We start from the raw sequence: 14,662 nt of genomic DNA, 5'->3' as shown, positions 1-14,662 counted from the left end.
TCGCATGCAAACTTTGTTCATCGGCGATCTGCACCTAAGTGCAGATCGACCGGATATCCTCGATGCCTTCTTCCGCTTTTTAGATAATATCGAACAAGCGGACGCCCTATATATTTTGGGCGACCTATTTGAAGTGTGGGTTGGCGATGACTTGGCGGAGCCGTTTGCGCTGCAAGTTGCCGACAAGCTCAAACACATCAGCCAGCGTATTCCGCTCTACTTTGTCCACGGTAACCGTGACTTTCTGCTAGGCAAACGTTTTGCTCAACGTGCCGGCATGCAATTACTACCCGAAATATTCATCACTAAGCTATATCAGCAAAACACTGTGATACTGCACGGTGACAGTTTGTGTACGCTGGATCATGACTACCAGAAATTCCGCCGTTTTCGCAACAACCCGTTGGTTCGCTTAGGGTTCAAGTTGCTGACCAAGAAAAAACGACTGGCGATTGCCGCCAAGTTACGAGCCAACAGCAAACAGCAAAACCAAACCAAACACGAACAAATTATGGATGTGACGCCAGAGGCTGTATGTGGTCTGTTAGAGGGCGAACATGCGATGCTGATGATCCACGGTCATACACATCGGCCAGCAATCCATGCCCTACCCAACGGTAAAACCCGTGCAGTGGTGGGTGATTGGTATGAGCAAGGCAGCGTATTAGTCGTGACGCCCGACGGTATGGAACTGCAATCACTGCCGTTTGCGAGCAATAACCAGACGGTGTAGGTAGCCGCAGGGGCTACAGTTACCCAATTCCAACTAAGCACCACACATAGCGTAGCGCTTCTGCAGATCAAATAGTACACGCCCACAAATAAAAAGCGCCGAATGGTGTTCTCAGCGCTTTATTCAAAAATACCCGCCGGTTAAGCCACAAATGGAACGCCGCTATGAAAACGGAATTCATCGTCCGGCTGGAGAATCAGTTCGGCTTCTTTGGCGACTAAATACGTCACGCGCTCACTAATATCTTCGCCAGCAATTGCCGCGGCCAACGCCAAGTAATCCTGATAATGGCGCGCCTCTGAACGTAGCAACGACACATAAAATCGGCTCAGTTCATCATCCAAATGTGGCGCTAACTTAGCGAAACGCTCGCAAGAACGCGCTTCAATTAACGCGCCGATAATCAGTTTATCGATTAAGGTTTGCGGCTCATGGGTGATCACCTGCCGCATCAATCCTTTGGCGTAACGGCCAGCCCGAATATTGCTGTAAGGAATGTCACGCGCTTGCATCAACTCCAGCACTTGCTCAAAGTGATGAAACTCCTCTTTAATCAACCGTACCATCTTAGCGATTAAGTCTTCACCGTGGGCAAAACCCGCTTTCGGCTTAAGCTGCGCTGCCAGTTCATTCTTGCGACTATCGCGCGCCATGAACGCCTCAAGGTCGCGGTCACGATGATAAACAAACTCTTCGTATGGCCGAGCCCATTCAAGTAACAGTTGGCCACTGGCATCATCCACCGCGTATTTACGGATTAGGAACATCGCCGTTTGCGCCGCCTTGAGCTCACAATTGCAATGATCAATCAGCAGCAGCGATAAACGCTCAGGTTGGGCGGCAGCCTCAATCCATGCGTCAGGGGTTTCACAACCGAGGAATTCACGCACTGGCGCCAGTAGTTGTTGGTACATAACAAAAACACTAACTTGCAAAAAATTGCCAGCGATTCTAACAATCGCGCCGAAAGCTGCCTAGGGGCTGTTGACCTTTAGCATTTAATTTTCGTGCAAACTAAACGCATTATGCACGAGGCGCAGCCGACGACGCTTAATCAACTAATCAAGCTGTAACAAAGTTGAGCAGGCGTCGACAACCCCCCTTAGGGCAACAACATTGCCTGATGCCAATACTTTCCTGAACCATAAAAACAGCAAAGGCGCCATCAGGCGCCTTTGAACAAGTGATATTAACCGTTACGCGAATGAATCACGCAAGGCTACCGTGCGGTTAAACACTAATGCGTCAGCGGTCGAATCTTTGCTATCAGCACAGAAGTAGCCTTCACGTTCAAACTGATATGCCTTACTTGCTGGTGCGGCGACCAGACCCGGTTCAACAAAACCATGGGCAATCACCAATGACTCAGGGTTCAATACTTCGTCAACCGTCTCAGCTGCCGCTGGGTTTGGATCAGTAAACAGGCGATCATACAAACGGAATTCAGCCGGTTTAGCATGAGTTTGTTCAACCCAGTGGATCACGCCTTTCACTTTGCGACCGTCTGCTGGGTTGCTACCCAACGTCTCGGCATCGTATGTGCAGTAAACAGTAGTCACGTTACCTTCGGCATCTTTATCGCAACGCTCCGCTTTGATGACGTAAGCATTACGCAAACGCACTTCTTTACCCAACACTAGACGTTTGTAGTGTTTGTTGGCTTCTTCACGGAAGTCGGCTTCATCGATGTACAACTCACGGCCGAATGGCAAATCACGTTCACCTAAACTTTCATCGTTTGGATGCGCGGCAGCTTTGATGGTTTCAAACTGACCAGCTGGATAGTTTTCAATCACCAGCTTGATTGGCTTAATCACGGCCATGGCGCGCGGAGCGGTATCATTTAGCTCTTCGCGGATACAAGCTTCCAACATGCCGATTTCAATCAGGTTGTCTTGTTTAGTAACGCCAATACGCTCACAGAACTCACGCATTGCTGACGGTGTGTAGCCGCGGCGACGCACGCCAGCAATCGTTGGCATACGTGGGTCATCCCAACCGCTCACCAAACCACGCACGACTAAGTCGTTCAGCTTGCGCTTCGACATCAGCGTGTATTCCAGATTCAGACGAGAAAACTCGTACTGGCGCGTGCGGTTAGGTTTGTTGAAATCATCTAAATGATCCAATACCCAATCGTACAGACGGCGGTTATCTTGGAATTCCAAAGTACAGATGCTGTGAGTGATCTCTTCCAACGCATCAGAGATACAGTGGGTGAAATCGTACATTGGGTAGATGCACCACTTGTCACCAGTTTGGTGATGGTGGGCAAACTTAATGCGGTAAATCACTGGGTCGCGCATACACATAAATGGCGAGGCCATATCGATTTTCGCGCGCAGTGAACACTCACCTTCTTTAAACTCGCCAGCACGCATTTTTTCAAACAGTGCTAAGTTTTCTGCCACGCTGGTATCGCGATAAGGGCTGTTTTTACCCGGCGCTTTCAAGGTGCCGCGGTATTCGCGCGTTTGTTCGCCGTTAAGGAAACACACATACGCCAACCCTTTATTGATCAACTCAATAGCGTAGCCATAAAGCTTGTCAAAGTAGTCGGACGAATAGTGAATATCGCCACTCCATTGGAAGCCGAGCCAATGCACGTCTTCTTTAATTGAGTTAACGTAGTCGATGTTCTCTTTCTCAGGGTTAGTGTCGTCAAAGCGTAAGTTACACTGTCCCTGGTAGTCACGAGCAATACCGAAATTCAAGCAAATTGATTTTGCGTGACCGATATGGAGGTAGCCGTTTGGCTCTGGCGGAAAACGGGTGTGCACACTGGTGTGCTTACCGCTAGCCAAATCCTCATCAATGATATTGCGAATGAAGTTACTCGGACGAACTTCAGTGTCCACCTGACTCATGTATTTCCTCTTTGCACCGTGCAAACCTGATAAAACGGGCATGACTTGACATCATGCCCGCTGACAATCTAAGTAGAATAAGAATTGGTGCGTATGCCGTCAACGACTCTGTAAAAGAAAAGCAGCCTTATTGGCTGCTTTTCAAACAAGTGTCTCGATTATTGACCGGCGATCACCTTAATGCCGGGAATAATCTGTTGCGCACGCTTACCTTTGCGTTTCAACCATTGGTAGAACACAATCAAAGCGACGGTAAACACACCAATCCACATCGTTGATTGTAATGGGTGTTCACTAAAGGTAGCACCTTGGTACACCACCGTGGCAGAACCATAAGCTAATGCGAATGTCCACGTCGCAGCAAACGCCGCCCAACGTGGGCCAAACTCGTTCACCAGCGCGCCCATTGCCGCCACACATGGGGTGTACAACAGAATAAATAGCAAATAACAGAACGCAGATAACTGACCAGCAAAACCCTGTTGTAGTGCACCAAAAGTGGTTTCACTGACACCCTGCTCTGCCGCTGCTTCATCCAGTTTTTCCACATGGCCCACCGAGATAGACAGCGGATCATCTGGAGAGATCCCTAATAGGTTGGTAGGAATCGTTTGCAATGCTTCCACAAAGCTATCAGACAGAGGGGCTAACTCGCCGCCTTGTGCGCCTTCGGTGCTGTATAAGCTGTTCAAAGTACCCACGACCGCTTCTTTAGCAAACAGACCAGTGATAATCCCGACCGTAGCTTGCCAGTTATCTTGCTCCAGTCCCATCGGCGAGAACAAAGGTGTCACTTTTTGACTCGCAACACTCAATAACGATTCTTTACTGTCTTCGTGACCAAAAGTGCCGTCAGTACCTATGGCGTTGATGAAGTTCAACACCGTTACCACGATAATAATGGTTTTACCCGCACCGAGAATAAAGCTCTTAGTCCGTTTACCTGTACGTGATGCGACAGCGCGCCACTTTGGCAGTTCATAGGTTGGCAGTTCCATCACCACTGCGCTGCTGTTACCCGGCAAAATAGTTTTGCGTAACAGGAAACCAGTGCCGATGGCAGCCAAAATGCCCAGCAGGTACAAACCGAATACCAAGTTTTGACCCGATGTTGGGAAAAATGCAGCTGCAAACAAGGCATAAACTGGCAAACGCGCACCGCAAGACATAAAGGGCGCCATCATACCAGTAACGATACGTTCACGCTGACTTCCTAATGTACGGGTTGCCATAATTGCTGGCACTGAACAACCAAAGCCAACAATCATCGGCACAAACGCTTTGCCCGGCAGACCGATGCGGCGCATCAAGCCATCCACCACAAACGCGGCACGCGCCATATAGCCTGAACCTTCCAGCACCGACAGCGCTAAAAACAACGCCATAATCACTGGAATAAAGGTACACACCGTTTGAATGCCTTGACCGATACCGCCCGCAATCAAAGTCACTAACCACTCAGGCGAGCCAAGTTGGTTCATCCAAGCACCGAGATGATCAACAAACAGTGCGCCAGCGGCAATATCAAAGAAATCAATAAATGCACTACCAACGTTAATGGCGAACATAAACATCAGGTACATCACGCCCAAGAAAATCGGGATACCCAACACTGGGTGCAGCGTAACTTGGTCGATACGGTCGCTTAAAGTGAGCAATGTCTTCTGTTGTACTGCTTTGGCAAACACCGTTTCGACAAAGTCGAAGCGAGTGGTTGCGGCCACCATTTCAATATCTTTGCCAGTGGCAGCCAGCGCCGCAGCACATTGTTCTACATACTGATCACCCTGACCACGCTCACAACTGCCACAGCCGATACCATTGGCTAACATCGCCAATGCACGACCACGGTTAGCCGCATGCTGATGTGACATCAATTCACTGACGCTACGCTCAACTTCTGGGCCGTAATCCAGTAACAATGGTTCGGCTGAAACGCTACCATCTAAAAAGCGCACCACCAGATCTTTGACTTTCTCAACATCTTTGTGGTCGCGAGAAGTTACAGCAATAACTGGGCAACCCAGCGCCTCAGCCATCGCTTCGGTATCAACGGTAACGCCACGCTTCAACGCCGCATCAATTTTGTTGAGCACCACCACCATTGGAATGCCCAGCTCTCGCAGCTGCACCGTCAAAAACAGGTGGCGCTCGATGTTAGTCGCATCAACCATATTGATGATGCCATCTGTGTGCTGGTTCGCTAGATATTGCTGCGCAATCTGTTCATCCAATGAACAATCGCAATCTTTACCAGCGGGCAAAATATCGTAAATGCCAGGTAAATCAGTTAAATAAACATCGGTATCATTTAAGGTAAACCGACCGGTCTTTTTCTCAACCGTCACACCAGCCCAGTTACCCACCTGCTGGTTAGCGCCCGTTAAGGCATTGAATAATGTCGACTTACCTGCGTTAGGGTTACCAACTGTGACGCAATGAAACTGCTTAGTCATTCGTCCTCTCCACCTCGATGATTTTCGCCAAATCCTGACGCACACACAGCTTACTGCCACGAATATCTAGCTCAAGGCCAGACCCTAGCGGCGCTCTGCGAATCAGAGAAAGGCGGGTATTTGGCGTAATGCCGAGAGAAAGTAGCTTACGTTTTACAGACGAAGGAAGATCTATCTGACCGACATCACTAATGATGGCGTGATCACCGGGGTTCAATTCATTTAACTTCATTCTACCTACCATCTTTACTATCACCGCAATTGAAATAATGCATGGCTGTCTACCACGACTCGGAAGAGGTTTCGGTGATAATGTTGTAAACGAGAATAGTTTTCAATTGTGTTCTGTATTATGAGACAAAAGAAAGTAGGAATAAACCACATGCAGCAAATTTAACGCGAAAATCTGTCAAGACTGTGGCTGATATTCAAAAAACCTAAAGAAGCTGCGAAAAAATCTTCGCCACACTCTGGATTGGTAAGCCATTACCGCCCAAGACAGATAACTACATACAGTTGGGTTGTAACGTAGGTTCGCCAAGAAAAACATTAACTTACTCTGTCTCGTCGCGCGTGGCATCCAGCGTCGCCGACTACTCCGGCTTTTTGCAATTGGCTCACCATGCGCGCAGAGCATCCCAATAACGCAGGCCGTCGATAATTAACTCAGTTTTGTGACGGCACCACGATGAAAAATCGCCATTATCCGCACTGCTCGCTCGAAAATAGCCTATTTAGACAAATGTCAAACTTTGTTCGGAAAAGTCCATTCGTTAACTTAGGTCAATAAGTTAACTAACTCTTTATGAATAGTCCGATCTTAGTCACATAACATGGCGAAATTAACTGCTTAAAAGCGTGCTATTGGATAGCCTAATATTCTGGAAACTAAATTCCACACACTGGCTGTGTGTTTTCGCACCGCTACACGCCAGTGATGAATACAAAATCTATGCAGGGAAAAATGAATGATGAAACGGTTTAGATTCAATACCGCTTATAAAGCGTTGTTGGGCGCCGGAATACTATCTTTAGCACTCGTTGGATGTGGCGGCAGTGGCGAAGATGGTCAAGATGGCACTGATGGTGAACCAGGTTTAGCAACCATCAGCATTACCAATGCTACAACGCTCAATAGCACCATCTCAAGTGCCAGTGTTACCGATGGTACCGTGACTGTCGATTTCATGTTGACTAACGCCAATGGCGTCGCCATCACCGGACTCACCAACGCCAATACTATCCGCTTCGGAATCGCACAGTTAACTCATATTGTCGATACAGCAGCAGACGGCTCCGCTGGTTTTGACCACGGCTACCAATGGCAATCTTACATCAACACTGAAAAAGCGCCCGACAATCCACCAACCGATGTCAGTGGTATTACACCGCAGACTCTATATCAAGCGGGTATCGAAGCTGCAAGCGGTTGTGATACTTGTTTAGTTGACAATGGTGACGGGTCTTACAAATACACTTATCAGCAAAATATCGCCAATGTCACGACACCGGTCGCGGTGGCGTTCGATGCCAACGACACTCAACGTGTAACCATCGAGCTGAGTGCTAACGGGTTAGTCACTAACGCTCACTATGATTGGCAGCCATCGAGTGGTGCAACTGATGGCATTCAAAGCCGTGACGTAGTTTCCATTGAAACTTGTTATACCTGCCATCAACCTGACAGTTTGAAAATGCACGGTGGTAGCCGTACAGATATTCAAAACTGTGTGGTATGCCACACCTCCACCTCAGGTGATCCTGAGTCAGGTAACAGCATCGATTTCACTTATATGATCCATGCGATTCACCGCGGTGAAGAGCGCCATACATTTAATGCCGATGGCGAACAAGTCGCAGCACCATATAAAATCATCGGTTACCGCGGCAATCTTTATGATTTCGGTAAAGTAGCTTTCCCACGCAGCCCAGCCGCTGATTGTTCGGTTTGTCACGTTGAAGGTGCTAACGCGCCTAAAGACGCAGCGCTGTTTACTGCAGAACAGAGCAATACTGCCTGTATCGCTTGTCACTCAGAAAAACCGTCAAACAACCACAGCAGCACTGACTGTATGTCTTGTCACCAAGCAGAATCGCCTTACCACGGTACTGGCAGCGCGGTGAAACGCCATGGCGATGTATTGAAGGCAAATACCATTGCTCAAGCGATGAGTGTGGCCGTATCGAATGTGGCAACTAATGACAATGGTCAACTGACGTTCAACGTGCAAGTGCTCGACCAAGATGGCAATGCGGTTGATCAAGATGTCGTAAGCCAATCTAGCCGCGTAGTCGTTGCATGGGATATCGATAAAGATTTCCCTGCCTATGACGCTGCATCTTATAGCCAACGCCGTATTTCTCTGAGTGCTGGTACCTTTGATAGCAGCAGCCGCACTTACACAATAACCGCGACTACCTTCAACCTGCCAGCAGATGCCCAAGGTAAAAACTTTGAAATCTGGTCAACACTGCAGGCTTGTTTCAACAATGGTGGTTACGGTGTTGCCGATATTGCGCTGACGCCATGTGCAAATGAAGGCACTCGCCAAGTGACCATTCAGCAAACCCCTTATCGCTTTGTTTGGGGTGCGCAGGCACCAGATACCACAGCGAGTGTTACCGCACGTCGTAACATCATTGACCCAACTAAGTGTCAAGGTTGTCACGGTGCCGAAATCCATCACTACACCAACGGCGTCAACTGTGGCACTTGCCATACACCAGACAAAACTCTGCGCACCGACGCTAGCTATCCAGGTGGCAAAACACCTACCAGCTTCGCGTTTAAAGCGCACCATCGTGAAGGCCATGAGCTGAACCATAACGGCATGAACTCAGGCACAGTGATCAAGAGTGACTGTATGACCTGCCATACCAACGATGGGATTGTGCTTGGTCGTTCACCTGATCGTGTATGGCGCTTCGGCGACCTAACTGATGGTCATGATATTTGGGTATCTTCTGATGCTGGCGCTTGTTTGTCATGCCACCAGCCGTATCTGACGGATGCGGTACGTAGCCACATTGAAACCAACGGTGGTGTCATTGATGGTGCATCTATTGATGAAGTGAAACAGCAAGCAGCGGAAACCTGTAAGACCTGTCATACAGTGGATCAACTGCTAAATGTTCATGGTAATTAACACCTAGTTAATCCGAGCAAAAAGGGAACGCCAATTGGCGTCCCCTTTTTGCCTTAGATTAGCGTTGGTTTGAATGAATAATCCCCAAATTTCATGTTCTTCGAAATTAGGGATTACTCCTTTAGAAATAGGCAGATCTAAATCACACATTAATCGCAGCTCAGCGGAATAAATGTGATTTGTGAGTTAGCCTTTCTATTGGGGAATGTTTTCCAGCAAAAGTACGTGGCGCATATCAACAATAAGTTCGACACATAGCTTTTCGCCACTGACTTGTTGCTTAATTTTGCAGGGAAAAATGATGAACGCACTAAAATCAAAATACGCTCGGTGGTTTGCCACTGGCGCGTTGTCGTTAGCGCTAGCGGGTTGTGGCGGCGGTGACGGCAACGACGGTTCAGATGGCAGCGACGGCAACGCGGGTGGCCAACCAGCCATGACGATTTCCAGCATGAAAGTCAGCTTTTATGAGCAGTCCGTGCAGGATGGCGTCGCTAGCGTCCGTTTTCTGGTGACCAACCAAGATGATGAAGCAATTGTTGGTTTACAACGCTTCCGTTTTTATGAGCTGCAGTTGGCACCACAAGATGCCACTGGAATCGGCAATGCCTCAGAATGGCAATATTTAGTTAACCAAGAAGATTGTACCGTTGGTGCTAGTTGCGCCGGTACTTTGGAAGATAAACGTAACGGCGTGTATGTTTATACTTTTGGTACTAACTTGACCAATGCCGAAGCAACTTCATCAACGTTTAATCCAGCGTTTGCCCAACGTATCATGATACGTTTGTACCCAACGCCGTTGCCTGATGGTACCGCCGTACCAAACACTAACGCTATCGTTGATTTTAACGTCGACGGTTCTGCCCCAAGTTACTCGCGTAAGATTGTCGCCACCGAGAGCTGTAATACTTGTCACGGTGACGTAAGCACGGCGCATCATGGCGGTGCTTACAACGATGTCAATATGTGTGCTAGCTGCCATAACACCGGCCGTATGCGCGATCCTGACCATCGTTTCAGCATGCTGATCCACGAAAAACACTTCACTAATACCGACGGTGACATTCAACCAGCGTTCCCTGGTGACACACTAATGAGTTGCCAAACTTGCCACAGTAACAAAGGCGAGCAAACACCGGATTGGGGCAACTGGAGCCGCGTACCAACAGCAGAAACATGTGGTAGCTGCCACACTAATATCGATTTTGCTAACGGTACTGGTCACTCAGTGCAACAAGACAACAGCAGCTGTGTGGCCTGTCATACCACTGAGTGGACACAAGAAGTTCACAACGAAGGTATTACTAACAAACGTGCAGTTATCGATTCTCGTGGCATCCAAGCCACATTAACCGCTAACGACGATAACACCGCCACTATCCGTATCACCTTGCAGGATGGTGCAGGTAATCCGCTGGATGCACAAAGTGAACTGCCAAAAATCAAACGTCTGGAAACAGCAACGAACGTAGGCCCTAACTTCCCAGCGATGGGGTATAGCGCCAGTGCCAGCAATCCATTCGGTCACATCGCACAAGATTTTGTCTCTAACAATGTACTGCAAGACAACATCACTGTTGATGGCAACACCCTGAGCTTCACTACACCTGCACTGCCTTTTGGCACAGGCGACAAAGACACCGCCTTCAGTTTCATTGGGTTAGAAATGTGTTCAGATGCCAACTCAGTGATCAATTGTACTGCGGATTCAGCCACCACCAGCATGAAAGCGGCTTTAGTATTTGGTACTAAATCAGGTGCTGCACCGTCACATCGCCACACCGATTCAGTGAATTATGGTGCCTGTCAGCAATGTCACGGTGACACGTTCTCACTGCACAAAGGCTATCACGCAGGTTTTGTACTGAGTGAGCAGATTGCACGCGATGGTGTCGTTGGTCTTGATGGCTGTGTCGCTTGTCACACACCTGATGGCACCTACGCAAACGGCGCCAACAAAGGCCCATTTGAAATGAAACTGCACGTTGTTCACAACCAAGTAGGTGTTATCACCGACTGTCAACAATGTCACAACTCTTTCAACACTGGCGCATTTGAGAAGAAAGGCGCACTGGCAACTAGCGCGGGACAATACACCACCCCAATCACTGCGGTGTGTACTTCGTGCCATACACTGGGGTCAGAAGGTTTGCATAGCCAAGCAACGCTCGAAAGCTATGGCGCTGTGATCAATGGCGATAAAGCTCAAGCAGATCAGGCAGCGCAGTCAGAAACTTGTTTCTACTGTCATAAACCGACTGCAGCAAATCACACTCAGGTGAATATGTAGTTTGCCCGAACGGCAGGGACTCGATCCCTGCCCTTTTCGCCGTTTGGACAAATCAAGGACGCAATGATGAAAACACAACAAAAACTAATGTCAGCCCTGAACTCTGCCGTTTTGGTAGCAGTGCTGGCATTTAGCTTCTCCCATGCCGCGAACGCTTCGGTATGGGATAAAAAAATGACTCCTGCGGAAGTAGAAGCCACACTCGATAAAAAATTTGAAGAAGGTAAGTATTCACCTAAAGGTGCCGACACTTGTTTGATGTGCCACAAGCGCAGCGACAAGGTGATGGCCATTTTCAGCGGTGTACATGGTGCGATTACCTCATCAAAAAGCCCAATGGCTGGCCTACAGTGCGAAGCTTGCCACGGCCCGCAAGGTAATCACAAAGGTGCTAACGAGCCGATGATCGCTTTTGGTAAAGACTCAACGCTGCCAGCTGAGAAGCAAAACAGTGTCTGTTTGAGCTGTCACCAAGATGACAAACGGATGAATTGGGAAAGTAGCCACCACTCTAGTGCTGACATCGCTTGTGCGTCTTGCCACACTATCCACGCGGCCAATGACCCAATCCTCGCCAAAGACACTGAAGTTGCCGTATGTACGAGCTGCCATACCAAACAGAAAGCGGACATGAACAAACGTTCAGCTCACCCGCTGAAATGGAATCAAATGGTATGTACCGACTGTCACAATCCACACGGAACCAGCACTGAAGCCGATTTGGTAAAGCCAACCATCAATGACACTTGCTATAGCTGCCATGCTGAAAAACGTGGTCCAAAACTTTGGGAACACGCGCCAGTCACCGACAACTGTGTTAACTGTCACAACCCACATGGCACAGTAAACGAAGCGATGCTGACCGCTCGTCCTCCACAACTTTGCCAGCAATGTCACGCCAGTGACGGCCATGCAAGCCGTGCATACCAAGGCAACACTGGCTTGGGCGGTACCGTTAATGGTTCTGCGTTTACCGGCGGTAACAGCTGTCTGAACTGTCACAGTCAGATCCATGGCTCTAACCATCCATCCGGCAAGCTGCTGCAACGCTAAGGAGACAGCAAGATGAAATTCAGATTGAACGTAATTACCGTTGCTTTGCTGGCCAATGCGAGTTTTGCCATGGCAGCTGACGGTTACGGCCTCGCCAATGCCAACACTGACAAAGTGAAATTCGACAAATGGAAATGTAATGCTTGTAAAGTGCAAACAGGCACTGAAGGCAATATCAGCGCTGGCATTGGCTATGTGAATGACGGCAATGATATCCACTCCGCCAATGCAATGGGCACAGATAACGATGTCGCCACTAAAGTTGATGCCGACATTACCCATATTGCCGAAAGTGGTTACCGTTTGAGCCTCAAAGCACATGATTTGGGCATGGATACGGGCAGCGCTACCATCACCGCAAGAAAACCCGGCAAATACGAAGTCTCTGCTGGGTTACGCCAAATTGCCACTTACGGTAGCAACTCCGCATTAACGCCATTTAGCCGCAGCGGTGAGTTTTTATCACTGCCAGCAAACTGGACCAACGCGGGTACAGGTAACGGCATCGATGCGAGCTTAGTACACCCAGTTGAACTGTCGTTGAAGCGTAAACGCTATTCGCTGGATACTGAATACTCCGCAGATTCACTGTGGAGCACTTACGTTAATTTCCAACGTGAAGAGAAGACTGGTACAAAATCAACCTCTGGCGTGATTTTCAACCAAGCAACCATGTTGCCACAACAAGTGGACTACACCACGGATACGTTTGAAGCTGGTGTCAAACTGAGTGGCGACCACTGGTTTACCGCCTTGGCCTACAATGGCTCCCGTTTCAAAAATGATAACGATAGCTTGGGTTATGCCAATCCATTTGGTCAAACCGCTGGCCAAAACGCCGCTTATTTGTCAGAAGATCCTGATAACCAAGCGCATACCGTATCGTTAAGTGGTCTGTATACTGACATGGGCGCCCTGCTTTCAGGTCGTATTCTCGTTGGCCGCATGAGCCAAGATGAAAGCTTTTCTACCCTCGGTTATGGTTATAGCCTGCCAGAAGAAAATGCTGATGCCGAAGTCGATATCCTCGGTGTGAACTTGAGCGGTACGCAACGCTTTGGTGATATGCGCGTCAGTGCGAGTTACGACTACTACGACCGCGACAACAAAACCAACATTGAGCCATGGACTCAAATCAGTATCAGTCAAGTCAACGGGCAATTGGCTTACAACACGCCGCTGGATAGCACCACACATAAAGCCAAATTGTCAGCTGATTACCGCATTAGCTCTGGCATGAAAGTGGATGGTGGTTACGACTTCAAACGCGAAGAACGCAGCTATGAAGACCGTGAAGACACCAACGAAAACACTTTGTGGGGTCGTTTCACCCTCAATAGCTTTGAAAACTGGAATATGTGGTTGAAAGGGAGTTTCGGTACTCGTGACGGTTCGAACTACCAAGCAGGCCGTTATACTTCTACCGAAAACAACGCGCTGCTGCGTAAGTACTACATGGCTGATCGCGAACGTACCATGGTTGAGTTGCGTGTGTCGCACACACCGCTGGATAACCTGACAGTAGACTTCGGTGGCCGCTTTGCCTATGACAACTACCACAACACCGATATCGGTTTAACTGAATCGCGTGACGGTAGCATGGACATCAACGTCAACTACCAAGCCACCAAAGACTTGAACATGAATCTGTTCTACAACCATCAGATCATCAAGTCACAACAAGCCGGTAGCAGCAATTTTGCCGATGCCAACTGGTTTGCGGATGTGCGTGATACGGTTGATGTTGTCGGCTTTGGTGCATACTACGACAACTTGTGGGAGAAAAAACTGCGTCTAGGGTTGGATTACACCTACTCAGATTCAGACTCCAACACAGTGGTTCGTCAGGCCGTGACTGGTGATTTTGGCGCGTACTACGCTAAAGATCATAACTTGTCACTCTATGCTCAATACCAAGCGACTGAGAAAGTAGCGTTGCGCCTTGATTATCGTTTCCAACGTTATGAAGATAACGATGAAGCAAACGACATCGACGTCAACAGTATCTGGAACGTGGTTAGCTTTGGTAATATCGACCACGACTACACCGCTAATATGTTGATGCTAAGCGTGAATTACAAACTGTAGTGCTAAACTTCAGTCTTGTTAAAATA

At 48.5% G+C, this 14,662-nt stretch carries 9 protein-coding genes; 5 read left to right on the top strand and 4 right to left on the bottom strand.

All coding sequences use genetic code 11. From position 1 onward, the window contains the following. Positions 1–4 precede the first annotated feature (4 nt). The gene (locus tag L9G74_RS03550; RefSeq protein ID WP_238894906.1) at positions 5–733 is read left to right on the top strand and encodes a UDP-2,3-diacylglucosamine diphosphatase; all 729 of its coding nucleotides are present in this window, start codon (positions 5–7) and stop codon (positions 731–733) included. 140 nt (positions 734–873) lie between these two features. Here the strand turns inward: L9G74_RS03550 and miaE are convergent, their stop codons facing one another. From miaE to L9G74_RS03530, 4 genes are all read right to left on the bottom strand, one after another. Then, positions 874–1,647, bottom strand: coding sequence for a tRNA isopentenyl-2-thiomethyl-A-37 hydroxylase MiaE (miaE, locus tag L9G74_RS03545; protein ID WP_238894905.1), 774 nt, complete (start codon positions 1,645–1,647; stop codon positions 874–876). A gap of 282 nt (positions 1,648–1,929) precedes the next feature. Beyond that, positions 1,930–3,600 carry a glutamine--tRNA ligase gene (glnS, locus tag L9G74_RS03540; RefSeq protein ID WP_238894904.1) on the bottom strand — a complete coding sequence of 557 codons (1,671 nt, stop codon included), beginning with the start codon at positions 3,598–3,600 and terminating at the stop codon, positions 1,930–1,932. 158 nt (positions 3,601–3,758) lie between these two features. After that, the gene (gene feoB, locus L9G74_RS03535) at positions 3,759–6,056 is read right to left on the bottom strand and encodes a Fe(2+) transporter permease subunit FeoB (RefSeq protein WP_238894903.1); all 2,298 of its coding nucleotides are present in this window, start codon (positions 6,054–6,056) and stop codon (positions 3,759–3,761) included. Further along, positions 6,049–6,288, bottom strand: a complete 240-nt coding sequence (locus L9G74_RS03530) for a FeoA family protein (protein WP_238894902.1) — start codon at positions 6,286–6,288, stop codon at positions 6,049–6,051. Before L9G74_RS03530 ends, feoB begins: the two co-directional genes overlap by 8 nt. 736 nt (positions 6,289–7,024) lie before the next feature. On the opposite strand from L9G74_RS03530, the gene L9G74_RS03525 reads away from it, so the two are divergent. The 4 genes from L9G74_RS03525 to L9G74_RS03510 all read left to right on the top strand — a co-directional run bounded on the left by L9G74_RS03525 (position 7,025) and on the right by L9G74_RS03510 (position 14,636). Continuing rightward, on the top strand, positions 7,025–9,202 hold the full coding sequence (locus tag L9G74_RS03525; protein ID WP_238894901.1) for an OmcA/MtrC family decaheme c-type cytochrome: 2,178 nt from the start codon (positions 7,025–7,027) through the stop codon (positions 9,200–9,202). A 298-nt stretch (positions 9,203–9,500) separates the two neighbouring features. Then, a complete protein-coding gene (locus L9G74_RS03520; protein ID WP_438944543.1) occupies positions 9,501–11,495 on the top strand; it encodes an OmcA/MtrC family decaheme c-type cytochrome in 1,995 nt (664 codons plus the stop codon). A gap of 66 nt (positions 11,496–11,561) precedes the next feature. Further along, entirely contained in the window at positions 11,562–12,548 is a 987-nt protein-coding gene (locus tag L9G74_RS03515) for a DmsE family decaheme c-type cytochrome (RefSeq protein WP_238894899.1), read from the top strand. Between the two features lie 12 nt (positions 12,549–12,560). Further along, the gene (locus L9G74_RS03510) at positions 12,561–14,636 is read left to right on the top strand and encodes an MtrB/PioB family decaheme-associated outer membrane protein (protein ID WP_238894898.1); all 2,076 of its coding nucleotides are present in this window, start codon (positions 12,561–12,563) and stop codon (positions 14,634–14,636) included. The last annotated feature ends 26 nt before the right edge of the window (positions 14,637–14,662 follow it).

This window comes from Shewanella electrica (genome assembly GCF_022321485.1).
Classification (GTDB): Bacteria; Pseudomonadota; Gammaproteobacteria; order Enterobacterales; family Shewanellaceae; genus Shewanella; species Shewanella electrica.
The sequence above is the reverse complement of the archived record's forward strand: the minus strand, read 5'-3'. Positions and strand labels throughout refer to the sequence as shown.

What these genes read in the sequence shown, in the direction of transcription:
- glnS (WP_238894904.1), bottom strand. Translation starts at nt 3,600, where the DNA reads ATGAGTCAGGTGGACACTGAAGTTCGTCCGAGTAACTTCATTCGCAAT.
- L9G74_RS03550 (WP_238894906.1), top strand. Translation starts at nt 5, where the DNA reads ATGCAAACTTTGTTCATCGGCGATCTGCACCTAAGTGCAGATCGACCG.
- L9G74_RS03515 (WP_238894899.1), top strand. Translation starts at nt 11,562, where the DNA reads ATGAAAACACAACAAAAACTAATGTCAGCCCTGAACTCTGCCGTTTTG.
- L9G74_RS03510 (WP_238894898.1), top strand. Translation starts at nt 12,561, where the DNA reads ATGAAATTCAGATTGAACGTAATTACCGTTGCTTTGCTGGCCAATGCG.
- miaE (WP_238894905.1), bottom strand. Translation starts at nt 1,647, where the DNA reads ATGTACCAACAACTACTGGCGCCAGTGCGTGAATTCCTCGGTTGTGAA.
- L9G74_RS03530 (WP_238894902.1), bottom strand. Translation starts at nt 6,288, where the DNA reads ATGAAGTTAAATGAATTGAACCCCGGTGATCACGCCATCATTAGTGAT.
- feoB (WP_238894903.1), bottom strand. Translation starts at nt 6,056, where the DNA reads ATGACTAAGCAGTTTCATTGCGTCACAGTTGGTAACCCTAACGCAGGT.
- L9G74_RS03525 (WP_238894901.1), top strand. Translation starts at nt 7,025, where the DNA reads ATGATGAAACGGTTTAGATTCAATACCGCTTATAAAGCGTTGTTGGGC.
- L9G74_RS03520 (WP_438944543.1), top strand. Translation starts at nt 9,501, where the DNA reads ATGATGAACGCACTAAAATCAAAATACGCTCGGTGGTTTGCCACTGGC.